Raw genomic sequence first — 17739 nt, forward strand, 5'->3', positions numbered from 1 at the left:
CGTTCAGCCATGGTTCACGGGGGACATGGAACATTGCTCTCATGGTCGGGGAGCAGTGCAGGGGGATGTCGAGCCATGGCGCCATCAGGGCCTTCAACGGCAGCCCTCGTTGCGGCTTCCTGGCAGCGTCCCGTCTCCCCTACTCCAGCGCGCTGACGTTCCAGGTCGCATGACGTACGCCGGACAGCTTCGCCAGCTCCGCAACGACGCGGTCGAGCTCGGCGGTCTCCACCGCAAGCGGCACCAGCGTCGCGGCGATTTCCACGATGTCCTCGGAACGATAGACGACATCGGTCTCCCGGACCGGATATTTGGCGACCTCCAGCCGCTCGTCGAGCGCCTCGCGCAGTTCGGCCGCATGCAGCGCGTCGGTGGTCAGCACGATCTTGTAGTTCGCCTCCGAGGTGCGGGCGTTGAGCGGGATGCGGTCGATGGCGTTGACCAGCGGCCGCAGCAGCGTATTGCCGGCGAGCACGAACAGGGTCAGCGCCACCGACTGGGCGATGAGGTCTGCACCGGCGCAGGCGCCGACCGCGGCCGAGGCCCACAGCGTGGCCGCCGTGTTGAGGCCACGCACATTCATGCCTTCCTTCATGATCGTGCCGGCGCCGAGGAAGCCGATGCCCGACACGACATAGGCGATGATCCGCACCGCGCCCTCGGCGCCGGTCAGACGGTTGCCGATGTCGACGAAGGCGGCGGCGCCGACCGCGACGAGCACGTTGGTCCGCAGCCCGGCACTGCGCTGGCGATATTGCCGCTCGGCGCCGATCAGCGTGCCCAGCACGAAGGCGGCAAACAGGCTGACCAGCGTGTCGGCGAAATCATAGATCTGAAAGGTGTGCAGGAAACGCATGGGCAACCAGATGTCTTTGTGTCACGCTCGAAAGGCCATCGGGCGACAGCCGTGCAGAAGCACGGCCGGGCCGCCGCGACGGTGCCGCTTTCTTAGTCCGTCCTTGATCGAAATCAAATCCCACTCCCTCCAGCGTATCCTAGGCTGACATGATCAACAGGCAGATGACGCCAGTGCCCGACACGCGAAGGGATCACAGTCCCGCCGTCCGGCTGGGACATGATGCGGTGAGCGCGGTGAAGCTGTCGCAACAGCTCACCGCCGACGTCGATGCGTGGGCCGAAATGCATCAGATCACGCGCTCGGATGCCATCAGCCAGTTGCTGATGATCGGCCTGCATGCCTCCAGGCCCACCGGGATGCCGCAGCCAACGCGGCGGGATCCGCTGGCGATCGAACAGACGGCGATCCGGCAGATCGATCAGATGCTCGATCCGGGCCTGCCGGCGGACGAGCGCGAGCGGCGCATCCGCCGCCTGGTCGAAGGCCCCGCCGAATTTGCGCACGAGCGGATCGACCTGCCCAAGCATACGGGCTGAGCTACGCGGCCGAGCGCGCCGCGACGGCCTCGTAGATGTCGTCCTCCTGGGCGGTGTGCATGCGGACCAGCGTCTCGATCGCCTCGATCACCCGCTGGGCGTCGCGGATCAGATAGCGGTCGACATGCTCCGACGGCAGGTCCTCGACCAGGCGCCCAAGCAGCCGCGCCAGATGCAGGATCTCGCGATGCGCCCGGCTCATCGCCGACAGGCCGTGCGCATCCTGCAGCAACCGCGCCAGCCGCGGGTAGACCGAGCCTTCGTCATCGCGCTCATGCGCGACGACCTGGTCCTGAACCACGGCGTTGGCTTGCGCGATCAGATCCACCGCCTGCTCGGGCGCGGCCTCGTCGAGCGCATCGACGATGGCGCGCAGCCGGTCCAGCCCGCGCAGCAGCGCCTGGTGATCGTGCCGGAGGCCGAGACCGTCCTCGGCTGTGATGCGTCCGGCGCCGCCCCTTCTGGCCGGCAGCAGCGCCCTGAGCGCGTTGAGGATGACGGCGACGTCGATCGCTTCCTGCACCAGCGCCGCCGGCACCGGCTGCAGCAGCCCAAAGGCCGCCGCCCCCATCGCGACAAGGGACAGCGCCATGCCGGCGATGATGCTCTCCAACGCGATGCGCCGCGCGCGCTGGGCGATTACGATCGCCTCGCCGACGCGATCGAGCCGGTCCGCCAGGATCACGACGTCGGCCGCCTCCGACGACGCGCTGGCGCCGCGGGCGCCGAGCGCGATGCCGACATCGGCCGAGGCGAGCGCCGGGGCATCGTTGATGCCGTCCCCGACCATGATGGTCGGATGCAGCCGCTGCTCGCTCTTCACGGCGTCGACCTTGTCGGACGGAACGCGGTCGGCCAGCACGGCATCGAGGTCGAGCGCCGCGCCGATCGCCTGCGCCGCCGCGGCACGATCGCCGGTCACCATCACCATCCGCGCGATTCCGGCCTCGCGCAGCCAGCGGATCGCCCGCGGCGTGTCGGCGCGCAATTCGTCGGCAAGCAGCAGAGCTCCGACGAGGCGGTCATCCCGCACAATGAAGACGATCAGCGCCGAGCGCCAGGAGGCGCGGCGGATCGCCCGCGCCGCCCATGGCGGCGGCGTACGATTGCCGAGCACGAGATCGCGCGAGCCGGCAATGACGCGGCGACCATCGATCATTCCTTCGAGGCCCGAGCCCATCGTTTCGCGCACCGCCTGGGGCACCTTGAGCTTCAGTCCGCGGTCGCGACCGGCCTGCACGATCGCATGCGCGACGACGTGGTGGGACGCCTGCTCCAGCGAAGCGCCGAGCTGGAGGACATCGTCGGCCTCTTCACCCGGGGCCGCTTCGACCGACAGCAGCCGCGCGCCGCCGACGGTCAGCGTGCCGGTCTTGTCGAACAGCACGGTGTGCGCCCGCGCCAGCGCCTCGAGCTTGCCGCCGCCCTTGACCAGGATGCCGCTGCGCGCCGCCTGCGCCACGCCGGCAATGAAGGCCACGGGCGCGGCGAGGATCAGCGGACACGGCGTGGCGGCGACCATCACCGCAAGAGCCCGGATCAAATCCCCCGACGCAAGATACGCGGCCGCCGCAATGGCAAGGCTCACCGGGAGGAAGATCAGCGCATAGCGGTCAGCCAGCCGCACGAACGGCGCCTTCGCAGTCTGCGCCGCCGTCACCAGCTTGACGATGCCAGCATAGGTGCTCTCGCCCGCCGTCGCCGTGACCGACAGCTCGAAGGTCTCGCCGGCATTCAGCGAGCCCGACAGGATCGCCATGCCGCGCGTCTTGGTGACCGGGATCGGCTCGCCCGTCAGCGCGGATTCGTCGACCACGGCCATGGTCGTCTCCACCACGCCGTCGACCGGAACGATCTCGCCGGCACGGACCATCAGGCGATCACCGACAGTGACACTGTCGACGGGGACGTTCTCGATCTCGTCACCACGGCGCCGATGCGCCTGGCGCGGCGCACGATCGACCAGCGCGCGCAGATCATGCTCGGCACGGGCTACGGCGATGTCCTCGAGCACGTTGCCGCCGGAATACATCAGTGCGACCACCGCGCCGGCGAGCGGCTCGCCCAGTACGATCGCAGCGCTCATCGACACCAGCGCGATGGCATCGACGCCGATGCGGCCGGCGAGCACGTCCCGAACGATCGAGATGATCAGGCCGGCGATCACCGGGACGGTCGAGGCCGTGAAGGCAATCCCGGCGATATCGCCGCGGCCGACCACATGCGCAAGGCCGCCGGCGGCGAGGCCCGCGACCGCGATTGCTACGAGGGTCCACCGCAGGATGCGCTCGAACATGGAGAACGGTTCCGGATTGCCGCGGCACTATCGCCGCTCAGCAAAGCCCGACGCTTGAGCGAAATCAACGGCGCGTCCACCGGAGCCGCGAGCCGGACGCAATCGCCTCAGGCGGTGTTGCCGGCGTCCACCGTCAGCACCGTGCCGGTGACGTTGCGGCCGCCGTCGCCGAGGAGATACTCGACCATGGCCGCGACATCGGAGGTCTCCGGCAACCGGCGCAAGGCGCTGCGCCCCGCGATGCGCCGCTGCTGCTCCTCGTCCATGCTCTGCGTCAGCTCGGTGGCGATGAAGCCCGGCGCGATCGCATTCACGGTGATGCCGACCTTGCCGACCTCGCGCGCCAGCGAGCGCGTGAAGCCGTTGGCGGCCGCCTTTGTCGCCCCGTACACCGAGAGGCCGTTATAGCCGGTGCTGGCGATGATCGAGGAGATATTGACGATGCGGCCCTCGCCTGCGGCCATCATGTGGCGCACGACGTATTTGGTGAGGATCATCGGCGCCAGCATGTTGAGCCGCACCAGCCCCTCGATCTCCGAATTGTGCATGGTCGCGAGCAGGCCCTCGGTGCCGATTCCCGCGTTGTTGACGAGGCCATAGAGCGGGCCGAACTCGTCGCGCACCGATTTCACGAACGCGGGAATGGCCTCCACGGCGCTGAGATCGCAGGCGCGGAAATGAATCCCGGCACTGCTTGCGCTGAACTCGGCGATGGCCGCGCGCAGCTCCTCGCTTTCGCGCCGCGCGACCGCGATGACATCGAAGCCCGCTGCCGCGAGTCGGCGCGCGATTGACAACCCGATGCCGCGGCTACCGCCCGTGACGAGGACGTTACGCATCGGTGCGCGCCAATTTGCCGGCCGGGGTGACGTCGAGCGCCGGAACGAAACGGATCATCGCAGGCACCTTGTGGGCCGCAAGACGGGCGCGACACTCACTGAGGATCTCTTGACGAACGGCATCGACGCGCGCCGGATCGCTGTCCGCCGTCAGCACCACCTCGGCGACGACGATCCCGCCGGTGATCGGGCTGCGGCGCGACTTGGCGCGCGACATCCGCACCTTGGGGTGGCCATTGATCACGGCTTCGATCTCTTCAGGATGCACCTTCAGGCCGCCGACATTGATGATGCCGTTGCGCCGGCCGACGAAGTAGTAGCGGTCACCGCGCAGCTCGACCATGTCGCCGGTGTCGACATAGCCGTCGGCGTCGGTCAATGCAGCCGCGGCGCGCCCGACATAGGCATGCGCCGCGCGTTTGGAGCGGATGCGCAACGAGCCGTCGACGACCTTCATGTCGACGGCGCCGCGACCTTCGCCGAGCAAGGCCGCGGGAAAACCTTCCAGTCCATCATTGACCGCAAAGCCGACGCCCGCCTCGGTCGACGCATAGGCGTGGCCGATCGATGCATTCGGGAACGTCTGCTTCAGCCCGTCGAGCACGGCCTGATCGGCGATCTCTCCGGACAACCGCACGTAACGCGGCGCAAATTGTTCGGCAGATCCGCTCATCAGCAGCTTGCGCCAATGTGACGGTGTGCCGGAGATGTGCGAGACACCGCGCGCGTTGAGGCGAGAGACGTGATCCGCAAGCACCTCGCCGGGATCGGACAGCACCATCGAGCCGCCGCCGACGATCGCGCGCAGGAAGATCTGCAGTCCGCCATAGCGGCGGATGTCGTAGAACGTCGCCCACACCGGCGACGCCTCGCCAGGCACCGGGCGATCGCCGACGATGGCACCGCACAGGCCCTCCAGCGTATGGCCCACGATCTTCGGCACGCCCGAGGTTCCGGAGGTCAGCATCAGCCATTCGGTCGCACGGACCGTTTGCGCGACTTGAGCCGTGGCCTGCGGCAGGCCGACCGGGACGACGAGATCCACGCCGCAACCTGCGAAGCGCTCCGGCTCATCGGTGACGACGGCGTCGATGCCGGCATCGGTGATGATGCTGCCGAGATGCTCGTCGTTCAGGTCGGGCGGGCACAACAGCATGCGGCGGGCGATGCCATCGATCTCGATCAGCGCGAGTCCTGCCAGCAGCTGGCCGGACGTTGCGAGCAGGGTCGAGCGGCCATCGAGCCCTCCGCTGCGGCCGCCGAGACAGCTTCCGCGCGACAGCTCGGCCAGCGACACCACATGGCGCGGATCCGAGATCGTCCGCTCGGTCAGCGCCGTGCCGAGATGATCGCGTAGCGCGAAGATCTCACGCTGGGACATTCTCGTAGGCCATGATGAAGTCGCCGATCGTGTTGGGGAACGTAACCTCCTCCGACAGCGTGAACGGATCGACGCCGAGGTCGTCCTCGAGACGGGCGACCAGGATGGCGAAAGCGAGTGAATCGAACCCGGTCTCGTGCAGCGTCAGATCATCGGTCAGCGCCGGCAACTTGACTTTCTGCTCGTCCGCAATCTGCTTGATCGCTGCAACAATCCTCAACCGTACCGACATGGCGAAATCCGTCACTGTTCAAACGATGCGGCAGAGCCTAGGGAGAGATGGTGAAGGAACCGGGAGCTTCGTGGTATCTTTCGCGCCCGTTGGTAAATGCACCTCACAGCCTATGATTAAAATCATCTACAAACGAACCTCTCCCGTCGTGATGCGCGCGTACAGGTCAGGATCGAGCGTCCGGTAGGCACCGGTCGCACCATCACGGATGTAGAGCGGGTCCGCGACGACCGCTGGATCAAAGCCTTCGAGCATCAATTGCTGCTTCTTCTGCTTGAAGGTCTCGGTCGCATCGAGCGAGGCGGTGAGGCGCAGCGCCACCGGCTGCGAATAGGCAGGTAGCCGGCGCGCGAGCTCGGTCGAGAGCCTGGCCAGATCGAAATCATCATCGACCACCAGCGCCGCCATGCCGGCACGTCCATCGGTGCCGGGGATGACGACGCCGTAGGTGGACGCTTCCGTGATACCGGGACATTGCAGGATGGCTTCGTTCACTTCGCTGGTCGCGACGTTTTCGCCCTTCCAGCGGAACGTATCGCCAACACGATCGACGAAGTAGAAGAAGCCCTGCTCGTCCTGGCGCATCAGGTCGCCGGTGCGAAACCAGGCGTCTCCCTCGGCGAAAACATCGCGCAGGATCTTCTTCTCGGTCTCCGCGGTGTCCGTGTAGCCTTCGAAGCGGCCGCCGCCGTCGTCGGCCTTGCCGATACGGCCCACGGCCTCGCCGACCTCACCACGCGCGCATGACACGCAAAGTCCATCGGGACCGCGCAGCGGCGCGCGCTGCTCGTCATCGAGCCGGATGATCGCAGCCGGAAACCGATGCGCGAGCAGCGACGGCACGCGGCCGATCGATCCCACCTTGGCCTCGACGTTGTAGAGCGAGAAATTGCCTTCGGTCGCGGCGTAGAATTCCAGCATCTGCGGAATCGCAAAGCGCGCCTGGAACGCCTCCCAGACATCGCCGCGCAGACCGTTGCCGCAAGCGAGCCGTAGCCGATGGGCGCGATCGAGCTCCGTTGGCGGCGCCGCCAACAGATAGCGGCAGAGCTCGCCGATATACTGCACGAGCGTGCAGTCGTTGCTCACGACGTCGCGCCAGAACTGACGCGCAGAAAACTTCTCCGCCAGCACCGCCGCACCACCGGCCCGCAGCATGCTGCAGGGCGCGACGATGCCGCCGACGGAATGATACACCGGCAGGCAATCGTACAGGCGATCGACGGCACTTGCGCCCGTGAGTCCCGCAAACCAACCGCCCCAGTTGAGGATGCGGCGATGGCTGATGCTGGCGGCCTTCGGCAGGCCCGTGGTGCCGGAGGTGTAGATCAGCAACGCGCGATCGTTGATCGTGACGTTGGGCCGTTGCGCCGTGCCAAGAGCGTGGGTTGCCATCTCCGCCAGCGCGGCGGCGAGATCACCGCCATGGTCCCAGACCCGCGGCGTGTGCGAGATGAGCGGCGCGGCGCCGTCATAGGACGCTCGAAACTCGTTGGAGAGGATGACATGGGCCGGGCTGGCGACGTTGACACAATGCGCGAGCGACGATCCCACCAGATTGGTATTGATCAGCGCGACGACGCCGCCGATCCGGCTGATGCCGAGCCACGCCGCCAGATAGTCGGGCCGGCTCGGCAGCATCAAGGCAACCGTGTCGCCGGGCCGAATGCCATTGCCGAGGGCCCAGCGGGCATATTGGTTGATGCGCGCGGACAGGGCGGAATAGCTGAGCGTCTCGCGGTCCGAGATCAGCGCGGGGTGGTCCGGCTGCTGCGCGGCCCATCCGTCGACCAGATCGGCAAACAGCCGCGTCGGCTCCGCTTCGATGCGCGCGGTCAGCTCGATCGCCTTCAGCCAGATCTTCGCTGCCGACGGCCGCGGGCCGCCTATGACGGGCTGTGCAGATCGGCCCGCGCGCTCGGAGGTCATGCCTTCCACCCCTTCAAGTTCGCGTCGTTATAGGCGGGGCGGCCTGAGGGGGCGTTAACCGGCACGGTTAACCTGCGTGAAGTCGTTCCTGATTGATGCGAATGTGAACCTTTACGAAGTAATCGCAAATACCGGCTAGGCTGCGCATCCCAGAACATGCCCATGTAAAGGCCGGCATGACCAAGGACACGACGATCACACGACGTGCGCTGCTGCAATGCGCCGCCTGGAGCGGCATTGCCGCGATCCATCCGGCTGCAGCGGCCGCCGCGGGCGAGGCGCCCTATCCGGCGCGGCCCGTCACCTGGGTCATCCCGTTCGCACCGGGCGGTGCTACCGGGCGCCTGTCGCTGCTGATCTGCGACCGGCTGACCCGCAGGCTCGGCCAGTCCTTCGTGCTCGATCACCGGCCGGGCGCCGGCGGCGCCGTCGCGACCCGCAGCGTCGGACATGCTGCGCCGGACGGCTATACGCTCCTGGCGACCTCGACCGCCAACGTCATCAACGCCTCTGCCGGAGCCGCGACCGACGCTGATGGCAGCGATCTCGTTCCGGTTGCCGGCATGGCGCGGACGCCGCTGCTGCTCCTGGTCAACAAGGAGCTGCCCGTCAAGACGCTGACCGAATTCCTGGCCTATGCCAGGGCCAACCCAGGCAAGCTCAGCGTCGGCTCGGCCGGTCCCGGCACCGTTCAACAGCTGTCCGCCGAGCTGTTCCGGACGCTCGGCGGCATCAGCTGGTCCGTGCTCGCCTATCGCGGCTCGGGCCCGGCGCTGACCGATCTCGCCTCCGGGCACATCCACGCGATGTTCGACAACATCGCCTCCGCGATGGACCTGCTGCGCAGCGGCAAGATCCGGGCGCTGGCGGTATCGACGCGCGAGCGCGTGGACACCTTTCCACAACTGCCGCCGGTCGCCGAACTGCTGCCGGGCTTCGAGACCTCCGGCTTCTACGGCGTCGCCGCGCCGCGCGGGACGCCGCAGGCCGTTGTCGATCTGCTCAACCGCGAGATCAATGCCGCGCTGGCCGATCCGGCGATCGCCAAGGAATTCGCCGAGGCCGGCGCCACGCCGATCACCGGCGACAGCCAGGTCTATGCCGCGACGTATCGCGCCGAGGTGATGCGCTGGCGCAAGCTGGTCGCGGTCCAGGCGGGCCCCACCCGATAGGCTGGGGCGACCGCCCCGCTCCATCTCATCAGCCAGCCGCCACGCCCTGCAGCACCAGGCGGTTGAGCCGCGCCGCGAATGCGGCCGGATCCTCCGGCAGTTCGCCGTCGAGGATCTGCGCCTGCTCGAGCAGCAGGAACGACAGATCGTCGACCTTGGCCTTGTCGGCCGCCGCCTTGGCGACGGCGACCACCAGCGGATGGCGCAAATTGATCTCCAGGATCGGCTTGGTGCGGGTGCCGCGCGCCTGCTGCGACAGGATCCGCTCCAGCTCACGGTCCGGCCCATGGCTGCCGGCCACGAGGCACGAGGCGCTGGTGGTCAGCCGGGTCGAGACCTTCACGTCGGTGACGTGGTCGCCGAGGCTCGCCTTGATCAGCGCGATGGTGTTGGCCTCATCGGCCGCCGGCTTGGCGTCGTCCTCGGCCTCCTTCTCCGTGACGGGGATCGGATCGAAATTGATGTCGCCCTGGCTGAGCGACTTCAGCGGCTTGCCGTCGAACTCCAGCCGCGCCGAGGTCCAGAACGCATCGACCGGATCGGTCAGCAAGAGCACCTCGACGCCGCGCGCCTTGGCCGCCTCGAGCCGCGGATTGGACTTCAGCCGCTCGATGCTGTCGCCGACCAGGAAGTAGATCTCGGTCTGGTTCTCCTTGAGCCCCTCGACATACTGCTTCAGCGAGCGCTTCTCGCCCGTCGTCGTGGTGAACCGCGCCAGCGCCAGCAGCTTGTCGCGGCGTTCGAAATCCTCGTACAAGCCTTCCTTGATGACAGCGCCGAACGAGTCCCAGATCTTGTCGAAGTTCTCGGCGTCCTTTTCCGCAAGCTGCTCCAGCTCGCTGATCACCCGCGTCGTCACGGCTTTGCGGATCTGCGCCAGCTGCGGATTGTTCTGCAGCATCTCGCGCGACAGATTGAGCGGCAGGTCCTCGCTGTCGATCACGCCGCGGATGAAGCGCAGGTACGCCGGCATCAGGTCGGCATCATCGGTGATGAAGACGCGGCGGACATAAAGCTTGACCTTGCCCTTGCGCGCCGGCTCGAACAGGTCGAACGGCTTGGTCGCGGGCGCGAACAGCAGCACGGCGTAGGAATAGCGCCCCTCGGCGCGATAGTGCAGCGTCATCGCCGGCTCGTCGAACGCGTTGGCGATCGACTTGTAGGCCTTGGCGTAGTCCTCAGGCGTCAGCTCCGACTTGGAGCGCTGCCACAGCGCGCTCGCCGAATTGATCTGGCGCGGCTCGCCCTCGGCCTGAACCAGCATGATCGGGAACTGGATGTTGTCGGAATAGGCGGTGACGATGCGCTCGATCTCGAAGGTCTCGAGATATTTCTTGGCGTCGTCCTTGAGGTGCAGCACGATCTCGGTGCCGCGCGTCACCCGCTTGGCATCGTCCTCGGATGCCGGCGCGACCTCGAAGCCGGCGCCGCCCGACGAAGTCCAGGTCCAGACCTCGCTGCCGCCGGCGCGGCGGCTGATCACGGTGATGCGGTCGGCCACCATGAAGGCCGAATAGAAGCCGACGCCGAACTGGCCGATCAGGCCGGTGCCGTCCTTGGCCTCGGCGAGCTTCTGCACGAACGCCTTGGTGCCGGAGCGGGCGATGGTGCCGAGATGGTCGATCAGCTCCTGGCGGTCCATGCCGATGCCGCTGTCGGCGATCGTCAAAGTGTTCGCCGTCTTGTCAGGAATGATGCGGATCTGCGGCGGCTCGCCCTCCCCAAGCAGCTCGGGCTTGGCGATCGCTTCGTAACGCAGCTTGTCGCAAGCGTCGGAGGCGTTGGAAATCAATTCGCGTAAAAAGATGTCGGTCTCGGAGTAGACCGAGTGCACCATTAGATGCAGCAGCTCGGAGACTTCGGCCTGGAAGGAATGGCTAACGGTCGCGGTGTCGGTCATCGTCGTGCGTTGGCCCATGCTGATCAATGAAGGGGAGACCGTCGATATAGCGCGGCGACGGCGTCGATCAAGCCTCGATCATGGCTTGCGAACGCCGGTTCGGAGCCGCCGCGCTGCATCATTCCGGCCGCTCCGTGGCGCCCAGGAGCTTGTCGATGACGGCATTGAGGGTGGCGACCTCCTCTCGCGTCAATACGTCGAGCAGATCGGTCTCCCGCGCCAGCGCATGGGGCACGATCTTGCGATACAGCGCCCGTCCCGCGGCGGTCAAAGTCACGATCCGCTCGCGTCCATCCTCGGGATCGCGGCTGCGGCTGACGATGCCGCGCGCTTCCAGACCCTGCATGGCGCGGCTGACGTTCATCTTGTCGAGCGTCGTCAGCCGGCCGATCTGCTTGGTCGGCAGTTGCGGCTGCTCGCCCAGCGCCGCCAGGATCCGCCATTCCTGGCGCGAGAGCGCGAAGCGGTCCGCATAGACCTCCGCCACCGCCAGCGACACCTGCTCGGCAAGCCGCGCCAGCCGATAGGGAAAATAGCGCTGCAGCCGGAGTTCGCGCTCGGCCGTTCCGTCACCGTTCCTCCGGTCCCGCGTCTCGTTGACCGCGTTCGTCATCGCACCCTGCCCTCGTCCACTCGCCTCTCGCCACCTCAATCCGGTCCCGCTCGGGTTGATCTGGATCAAAGCGACCAGATCGTATCATCCGTTACGATCTTGCCAACAACGATCATGGGAGGACCATCATGCAGATCGAGAAGATCCATCACGTCGCCTATCGCTGCGTCGACGCCAAAGCCACCGTCGAGTTCTACAAGAAGGTCCTCAACATGGACCTGCTCGGCGCCATCGCCGAGGACAAGGTGCCCTCGACCAAGGCGCCTGATCCCTACATGCACATCTTCCTCGATGCCGGGAACGGCAACATCCTCGCCTTCTTCGAGCTGCCGAACTCGCCGCCGATGGGCCGCGACCCGAACACCCCGGAATGGACCCAGCACATCGCCTTCCAGGTCAAGGACATGGAGGAGCTGGAAGAAGCCAAGGCGCGCGCGGAAGCCGCCGGCCTCGACGTCGTCGGGATCACCGACCATACCATCTTCAAGTCGATCTATTTCCATGATCCGAGCGGCCACCGCCTGGAAATCGCGACCTGGACCGCCACGCCCGAGCAGATCACCCGGATGAAATCGGTCGCCCACACCATGGTCGACGAATGGGCCACCACCAAGAAGCCGCCGCGGCACACCGCCTGGATGCACGAAAAGGAATTCGCCGGCGCCAACTGAGCGAGCGTTCGTTTCCGACATCCCGACCGTAACGCGCCAAGTGAGATTGCGCCGAGCGAGGCAGCCATGAGCAACTATGTCTATCCGCGATTTCCCTATGTCTGCTCGGCGGAGCAGACAAGCGGCGAGACCCGCCGCCATCCGATCGTCGTGATCGGCGCCGGGCCGATCGGCCTGACGGCGGCGCTCGATCTCGCCGCCCGCGGCCAGCCGGTGGTCGTGCTCGACGACAACGACACCGTCAGCATCGGGTCCCGCGCCGTCTGCTACGCCAAACGCCCGCTCGAGATCTGGGACCGGCTCGGCTGCGCCGCGCCGATGGTTGAGAAAGGCGTCAGCTGGAACATCGGCAAGGTGTTCTTCCGCGACCAGCTGTCCTATCAGTTCGACCTGCTGCCCGAGCCCGACCATCGCTGGCCGGCAATGATCAACCTGCAGCAGTACTACCTTGAGGAAATCCTGGTCGAGGCCTGCAGCAAGAGCCCGCTGATCGACCTGCGCTGGAAGCACCGGCTCGTCATCCTCAAGCAGACCGACAATCACGCGCAGCTGGCAGTGGAGACGCCGGACGGCATCTTCACGATGGAGGCGCAATGGGTGATCGCCTGCGACGGCGCCAATTCCGACACGCGGCGAATGGTGGGCGCCGAATTCAAGGGCCAGTTCTTTCAGGACCGCTTCCTGATCGCCGACGTCAAGATGAAGGCGGAGTTTCCGACCGAGCGATGGTTCTGGTTCGATCCGCCATTCCATCCCGGGCAGTCCGTGCTGCTGCATCGCCAGTCCGACAACATCTGGCGCATCGACTTCCAGCTCGGCTGGGACGCCAATCCCGACGAGGAGAAGAAGCCCGAGCGCGTCATCCCCCGCATCCGGGCGATGCTCGGCGCGAGCGCCGATTTCGAGCTCGAATGGGTGTCGATCTATCAGTTCGCCTGCCGGCGGATCGACAATTTCCGGCATGGCCGGGTGCTGTTCGCCGGCGATGCGGCGCATCAGGTGTCGCCGTTCGGGGCCCGCGGCGCCAACACCGGTGTGCAGGACATCGACAACCTCGCCTGGAAGCTGGCGCTGGTGCTGCGCGGCGAGGCACCGGAAAGCCTGATCGACAGCTACCACGAGGAGCGCGCTTACGCGGCCGACGACAACATCCTGAACTCGACCCGCGCCACCGACTTCATCACGCCGAAGACGCAGGTGAGCCGGCATTTCCGCGACGCCGCGCTCGACCTTGCGCAGCATCACGCCTTCGCCCGGCCGCTGGTCAACAGCGGCCGGCTGTCGACGCCGACGCCCTATCTCGCATCGTCGCTGAACACGCTCGACGGCGCGCCTGATACCGACACCATGACGCCGGGCACCAATGCCGCCGATGCACCCGTGACCATCGCCGGGCAGCCAGGATGGCTTCTGAACTGCCTCGGCGACGACTTCACCGTGCTCACCTTCGACAGCGCCGTCACGGCCAAGGAGCTGAGCATCGACGGCATTCAGGCGCGCGTGCTCGTCGTCGGCCGCGACATCGCCGACACGAAGGGCCTGCTCGCAGAGCGCTACGGTGCAGCACCAGGCACGACCTATCTGTTCCGTCCTGATCAATACGTCACCGCCCGCTTCCCGCAGTTCGACGAGGCCGCGATCACTGCTGCGGTCCAGCGTGCCTGCGGCAAGCCCGGCACGGTCCAGCAGGAGCTCGCCGCATGAGCCTGACCCTCACGCCGAACATCAGCGATCCCGACGATTTCTATGCCGAGCTGATCGGCAGCCAGCGTGAGCTCAGCGAGGACGAGGCGCTGCGCATGAATGCCAGGCTCGTGCTGCTGCTCGCAAACCATATCGGCGACCGCGCGATCCTGAGCGCGGCGATCCGGCTGGCGCGATCGCCGGGCGGTTGACGTCATCCGCCCTTGCTCGATTTGCTGCGCGGTTTTGATCCCGATCAAAGCCGCGCATGCGCGTTCACTGGCAGGAAAAGAGACCCGCAGGCGCCTCGCTCGCCAGCATCGGACCGGCGTGCTGCCAGTCACAGCCCCTCCTGATCCGTCGGCGGTCGGTTTCATTGTGACAACATCATCATGTCACGCCACCTTCACCGAAGCTCTTTACGCCTCCGTCTCGTTCCACAACGGCACGGGGATTCGCATGTCGCGCACCTACAAGATCCTGCAGACGCAGCGCTTCGACGACTATCGCTATTATCATCAGAGCCGGGTCAATCAGACGCTGCACCTGATCAGCGCCGTGATCTTCCTCGTCTGCTACGCCCTGCTGTTCAAGGATCCGGCGATCGCCGGCCTGGTCGGCTGGCTGGCGATGCTGACCCGGCAGACCGGGCACTTCTTCTTCGAGCCGAACGGCTATGACCACGTCAATGACGTGACCAACGACTACAAGGAAGCCGTCAAGGTCGGCTACAATCAGACCCGCAAGATCGTGCTGCTCACGGTGTGGGGGCTGGTGCCGGTGGCGCTGTTCGCCTTCCCCTCCCTGTTCGGGCTGTTCGACGCGCCCGTGAGCCGCATGGACTTCGTCCGTCACGTCGGCGTGCTCTGGCTCGCGGTCGGCATCGGCGGCGGCCTGTTTCGGGTGGTCCAGCTGTTTGCGACGCAGGATGTCGCGACCGGCCTGATCTGGGCGTTCAAGGTGCTGACCGACCCGTTCCACAACATCGCGCTGTACTGGACATCGCCGCTGGCGCTGCTGCGCGGCGAGCTGATCGATCCGACCATCAAGGACGCCGCGAACTGGGGCGCCGCGAACGACGACGACGCCACCGAGGAGGCGGCGCATCTCACCTGATGCGCTTCTCGCGCTGCCGCCGCCCGCCGCGCGGGCGGTGGAACCGCGCCTTGCCTTCAACAACATGGAACAACTCCCCTGCTACGCCGTTGCGGCCTCAGTGCTGGTGGCCTTCAGGAGCTTTCCATGTGTGACTACAGCCTCCATACTGTCTCTTCCCGTGATGCCAAGGTCGACGACGTGCTGGTCTCCTGTCGCTTTCCCGGCACGGAGACGCGCGGCTTCTCGACCAAGGACGATCCGTTGACGGCGGTGTGCCTGCGTCCGGGCACCGAGCTCGCCTTCGAAGGCGATGTCCGCATCAAGGGCTTGTTCTTCCGCCGCAAGGTCGGCGCCCATCTCGCCCGCTTCCGCCAGGTCGACACCAACAAGCCGACCGAGCACCACGACGCGCTCGAATTCGCCAATGGCCGCATCGTCAAGGTCACCGACCTCGCGACCGGCCAGCGCGCCCGCGTGCTGCAGATGCCGGCGGACCCGGCGACCAGGCGCACGGCGACGCCGGTGACGATCGAGCTGCGCGCGACACAGCTCTGACGGCTTCGAGCAGGATGGCGGCGGCGCAGCGGCGCCGGCGTCGTCTGCTCGTTGCATACGCGCATTGCCGCAAACCTGGCGTCGATTTTACGGGTCGAAGTCATGCGCATGCGTAATCGCGATCCCGCGGCCGGTCCGGCCCGAGTGATGCGGCAGACATCACCCTCTCGAAACGAGAGGGCGCGGGGAAGGCCGCATGCGAGCCGCGGCCCATGGCCCGCCTGCAACAAGGAAAGCAGGCGGCAGTCACCACAGGTCGGGCCTCACAGCGGCCTCCCCCGCGCAATGGTGTTACGGTGTCCTTCGTGCTCTCCCTGGGGATCGGCGTTCTTGCCCCCATCGTTCGCGCGTGCCCATAAGCAACGACCGCGAACTTGACCTCAGCGTCGAGAGGTCAGGACCACACGACTTCGCCGTCCGCGCCGGCCAAAGCGCTCGTCCAGCGCCGCCAACACGTCCATCGCAGCCCACCTCACGTTTCGTGACGACGCGTACGTCCCTCTGCTCGAGGCGAGATGGAGGCGAGATATACACGGCTTCGGAATAATAGCAAGGACATTTTTCGGATTTTCAGTCAATTCCGATGGGATGTTGCCCAGCTGCGGGGCCGTCTATGATGCGGCCATGACCATTTCATCCGACTCGACACCAACCGGCGGCTTCGCAGCGCTGGTCCCCGAACTCGATGTCAGCGACATCGACGCAAGCCGCCGCTTCTGGTGCGATATCCTTGGCTTCCGGATCGCCTACCAGCGGCCCGAGGATCGCTTCCTTTACCTCGAATTACAGGGCGCACAGGTCATGCTCATGCAGCACAACGGCAATTGGCAGACCGGCCTGCTCGCGCGCCCGTTCGGCCGCGGCATAAATTTCCAGATCATCGTGGAGGACCTCGGTTCCATGCTGGACAGGCTTGCACGAGCGAGTTGGCCGCTGTTCGCGCCGTGCCGGGAGGCTTGGTATCGGGTGGGAGAGCAATCAAAAGGACAGCGCCAGTTTCTGGTGCAGGATCCCGACGGCTACCTGCTGCGCTTTGCGCAAGACCTGGGTGTGCGGTAGGCAGCGCGACCGGGTCCTAGACCGGAATAGAGATCGGGCGCCGTTTCCCAACTGAGGTTCTCGCGTGCAGCTCATCATCTTCGATTTCGACGGCACGCTGGTCGACAGCCGTGCGCTGATCCTGGAATGCCATCGCAGAGTGTTCACCGAGTTCGGCCTGCCGGTACCGCCGCAGCAGGACAGCCTCGCGCTGATCGGCCGCTCGCTCGAGCTCGTGCTGGCGGAGCTTGCCGGTGCCGACGCGCCGGTGTGGGACATGGTGAGCGCCTATGGCCGGGTGCTGCCACAGCTGCGCGCCGATCCGTGTTTCGCGGAAGCGCCGTTCGCCGGCATTGCGGAGCTGTTGCACGACCTCAGCCGCCGATCCGACACACGGCTTGGCATTGCCACGGGCCACGTGTCGAACGCCGTCCTCCCGGCGCTAGAGGCGCTCGGCTGGCGCGACTGGTTCAGCAATATCCAGGCCGCCGACATGGCGCCGTCAAAGCCCCATCCCGGCATGCTGCCGCAGGCGCTGGCGGCGATGGACGCCGCGGCCGGCGAGGCCGTCTTCATCGGCGACACCAGCTTCGACATGCAGATGGCCAGGGCTGCCGGGGTCACCGGCATTGGGGTGAGCTGGGGCTATCATACGGCGGAGCAGCTCAAGGACGCGGGCGCAAGTCGCGTAGTGGGCACGGTGGACGAGTTGCGAGTGTTGCTGGAGAGCTAGCTGTAGCCGCGACTTGCCGGCCACGAATTGTGCCGGTCGCTTCCACCGGCGCCTCCGCACCGCTGCTCAATACAGTGCCCTCGCCCCCAAGGCGAAGCGAAGCTTCGCCAGGGTGGGAGAGGGCAGCACCAGCCGATCCTCAAACTCGGTTGGGTGAGGGGTTCTCTCCGCGAACAGCGCTCGCGGAGACAGACCCCTCACCCA

The 17739-nt window shown here is 66.4% G+C and carries 17 protein-coding genes; 9 read left to right on the forward strand and 8 right to left on the reverse strand.

Annotated features, from left to right (window positions below; genetic code table 11):
- Nucleotides 1–139: 139 nt before the first annotated feature.
- Entirely contained in the window at nt 140–856 is a 717-nt protein-coding gene (locus tag ACQR07_RS11150; protein ID WP_434902665.1) for an MgtC/SapB family protein, read from the reverse strand.
- 149 nt (nt 857–1005) lie between these two features.
- Between ACQR07_RS11150 and ACQR07_RS11155 the strand changes: the two genes are divergently transcribed.
- Nucleotides 1006–1395 carry a hypothetical protein gene (locus tag ACQR07_RS11155; RefSeq protein WP_434902356.1) on the forward strand — a complete coding sequence of 130 codons (390 nt, stop codon included), beginning with the start codon at nt 1006–1008 and terminating at the stop codon, nt 1393–1395.
- Between the two features lies 1 nt (nt 1396).
- On the opposite strand, the gene ACQR07_RS11160 is transcribed toward ACQR07_RS11155, so the two are convergent.
- The 5 genes from ACQR07_RS11160 to ACQR07_RS11180 form a co-directional block, all read right to left on the reverse strand.
- Nucleotides 1397–3691, reverse strand: coding sequence for a heavy metal translocating P-type ATPase (locus ACQR07_RS11160; RefSeq protein WP_434902357.1), 2295 nt, complete (start codon nt 3689–3691; stop codon nt 1397–1399).
- 107 nt (nt 3692–3798) lie between these two features.
- Complete coding sequence (locus tag ACQR07_RS11165) at nt 3799–4530, reverse strand: SDR family NAD(P)-dependent oxidoreductase (RefSeq protein WP_434902358.1); 732 nt, start codon at nt 4528–4530, stop codon at nt 3799–3801.
- Nucleotides 4523–5911, reverse strand: a complete 1389-nt coding sequence (locus ACQR07_RS11170) for a class I adenylate-forming enzyme family protein (RefSeq protein WP_434902359.1) — start codon at nt 5909–5911, stop codon at nt 4523–4525. Before ACQR07_RS11170 ends, ACQR07_RS11165 begins: the two co-directional genes overlap by 8 nt.
- Nucleotides 5898–6143 carry a phosphopantetheine-binding protein gene (locus ACQR07_RS11175; protein WP_434902360.1) on the reverse strand — a complete coding sequence of 82 codons (246 nt, stop codon included), beginning with the start codon at nt 6141–6143 and terminating at the stop codon, nt 5898–5900. Before ACQR07_RS11175 ends, ACQR07_RS11170 begins: the two co-directional genes overlap by 14 nt.
- A 126-nt stretch (nt 6144–6269) precedes the next feature.
- Nucleotides 6270–8072: a long-chain-acyl-CoA synthetase gene (locus ACQR07_RS11180; RefSeq protein WP_434902361.1), complete on the reverse strand. Its 1803-nt coding sequence runs from the start codon at nt 8070–8072 to the stop codon at nt 6270–6272.
- A 176-nt stretch (nt 8073–8248) separates the two neighbouring features.
- Between ACQR07_RS11180 and ACQR07_RS11185 the strand changes: the two genes are divergently transcribed.
- Nucleotides 8249–9244 (forward strand): tripartite tricarboxylate transporter substrate binding protein, encoded by a 996-nt coding sequence (locus ACQR07_RS11185; protein ID WP_434902362.1) that lies wholly within the window; start codon nt 8249–8251, stop codon nt 9242–9244.
- A gap of 28 nt (nt 9245–9272) precedes the next feature.
- Here ACQR07_RS11185 and htpG read toward each other — a convergent pair whose 3' ends face one another.
- On the reverse strand, nt 9273–11144 hold the full coding sequence (gene htpG / locus ACQR07_RS11190; RefSeq protein ID WP_434902666.1) for a molecular chaperone HtpG: 1872 nt from the start codon (nt 11142–11144) through the stop codon (nt 9273–9275).
- 118 nt (nt 11145–11262) lie between these two features.
- Nucleotides 11263–11757 (reverse strand): MarR family winged helix-turn-helix transcriptional regulator, encoded by a 495-nt coding sequence (locus ACQR07_RS11195; RefSeq protein ID WP_434902363.1) that lies wholly within the window; start codon nt 11755–11757, stop codon nt 11263–11265.
- A 128-nt stretch (nt 11758–11885) separates the two neighbouring features.
- On the opposite strand from ACQR07_RS11195, the gene ACQR07_RS11200 reads away from it, so the two are divergent.
- The 7 genes from ACQR07_RS11200 (at nt 11886) to ACQR07_RS11230 (ending at nt 17535) form a co-directional block, all read left to right on the forward strand.
- On the forward strand, nt 11886–12428 hold the full coding sequence (locus ACQR07_RS11200) for a VOC family protein (protein WP_434902364.1): 543 nt from the start codon (nt 11886–11888) through the stop codon (nt 12426–12428).
- A gap of 66 nt (nt 12429–12494) precedes the next feature.
- A complete protein-coding gene (locus ACQR07_RS11205; protein ID WP_434902365.1) occupies nt 12495–14132 on the forward strand; it encodes an FAD-dependent oxidoreductase in 1638 nt (545 codons plus the stop codon).
- Nucleotides 14129–14323 carry a DUF2783 domain-containing protein gene (locus ACQR07_RS11210; RefSeq protein WP_434902366.1) on the forward strand — a complete coding sequence of 65 codons (195 nt, stop codon included), beginning with the start codon at nt 14129–14131 and terminating at the stop codon, nt 14321–14323. The genes ACQR07_RS11205 and ACQR07_RS11210 overlap by 4 nt, the downstream gene beginning before the upstream one ends.
- A gap of 247 nt (nt 14324–14570) precedes the next feature.
- Complete coding sequence (locus ACQR07_RS11215; RefSeq protein ID WP_434902367.1) at nt 14571–15227, forward strand: hypothetical protein; 657 nt, start codon at nt 14571–14573, stop codon at nt 15225–15227.
- Nucleotides 15228–15353: 126 nt separating this feature from the next.
- On the forward strand, nt 15354–15764 hold the full coding sequence (locus ACQR07_RS11220) for a hypothetical protein (protein WP_434869203.1): 411 nt from the start codon (nt 15354–15356) through the stop codon (nt 15762–15764).
- 624 nt (nt 15765–16388) lie between these two features.
- A complete protein-coding gene (locus ACQR07_RS11225) occupies nt 16389–16823 on the forward strand; it encodes a bleomycin resistance protein (protein ID WP_434902368.1) in 435 nt (144 codons plus the stop codon).
- 64 nt (nt 16824–16887) lie between these two features.
- Complete coding sequence (locus ACQR07_RS11230; RefSeq protein WP_434902369.1) at nt 16888–17535, forward strand: HAD family hydrolase; 648 nt, start codon at nt 16888–16890, stop codon at nt 17533–17535.
- The last annotated feature ends 204 nt before the right edge of the window (nt 17536–17739 follow it).

The organism is Bradyrhizobium sp. HKCCYLS20291 (genome assembly GCF_051167715.1).
Taxonomy (GTDB): Bacteria; Pseudomonadota; Alphaproteobacteria; order Rhizobiales; family Xanthobacteraceae; genus Bradyrhizobium.

Excerpts from the sequence above, each read along its gene's own strand:
- ACQR07_RS11150 (WP_434902665.1), bottom strand. The coding sequence starts at position 856 with ATGCGTTTCCTGCACACCTTTCAGATCTATGATTTCGCCGACACGCTG.
- ACQR07_RS11155 (WP_434902356.1), top strand. The coding sequence starts at position 1,006 with ATGATCAACAGGCAGATGACGCCAGTGCCCGACACGCGAAGGGATCAC.
- ACQR07_RS11160 (WP_434902357.1), bottom strand. The coding sequence starts at position 3,691 with ATGTTCGAGCGCATCCTGCGGTGGACCCTCGTAGCAATCGCGGTCGCG.
- ACQR07_RS11165 (WP_434902358.1), bottom strand. The coding sequence starts at position 4,530 with ATGCGTAACGTCCTCGTCACGGGCGGTAGCCGCGGCATCGGGTTGTCA.
- ACQR07_RS11170 (WP_434902359.1), bottom strand. The coding sequence starts at position 5,911 with ATGTCCCAGCGTGAGATCTTCGCGCTACGCGATCATCTCGGCACGGCG.
- ACQR07_RS11175 (WP_434902360.1), bottom strand. The coding sequence starts at position 6,143 with ATGTCGGTACGGTTGAGGATTGTTGCAGCGATCAAGCAGATTGCGGAC.
- ACQR07_RS11180 (WP_434902361.1), bottom strand. The coding sequence starts at position 8,072 with ATGACCTCCGAGCGCGCGGGCCGATCTGCACAGCCCGTCATAGGCGGC.
- ACQR07_RS11185 (WP_434902362.1), top strand. The coding sequence starts at position 8,249 with ATGACCAAGGACACGACGATCACACGACGTGCGCTGCTGCAATGCGCC.
- htpG (WP_434902666.1), bottom strand. The coding sequence starts at position 11,144 with ATGACCGACACCGCGACCGTTAGCCATTCCTTCCAGGCCGAAGTCTCC.
- ACQR07_RS11195 (WP_434902363.1), bottom strand. The coding sequence starts at position 11,757 with ATGACGAACGCGGTCAACGAGACGCGGGACCGGAGGAACGGTGACGGA.
- ACQR07_RS11200 (WP_434902364.1), top strand. The coding sequence starts at position 11,886 with ATGCAGATCGAGAAGATCCATCACGTCGCCTATCGCTGCGTCGACGCC.
- ACQR07_RS11205 (WP_434902365.1), top strand. The coding sequence starts at position 12,495 with ATGAGCAACTATGTCTATCCGCGATTTCCCTATGTCTGCTCGGCGGAG.
- ACQR07_RS11210 (WP_434902366.1), top strand. The coding sequence starts at position 14,129 with ATGAGCCTGACCCTCACGCCGAACATCAGCGATCCCGACGATTTCTAT.
- ACQR07_RS11215 (WP_434902367.1), top strand. The coding sequence starts at position 14,571 with ATGTCGCGCACCTACAAGATCCTGCAGACGCAGCGCTTCGACGACTAT.
- ACQR07_RS11220 (WP_434869203.1), top strand. The coding sequence starts at position 15,354 with ATGTGTGACTACAGCCTCCATACTGTCTCTTCCCGTGATGCCAAGGTC.
- ACQR07_RS11225 (WP_434902368.1), top strand. The coding sequence starts at position 16,389 with ATGACCATTTCATCCGACTCGACACCAACCGGCGGCTTCGCAGCGCTG.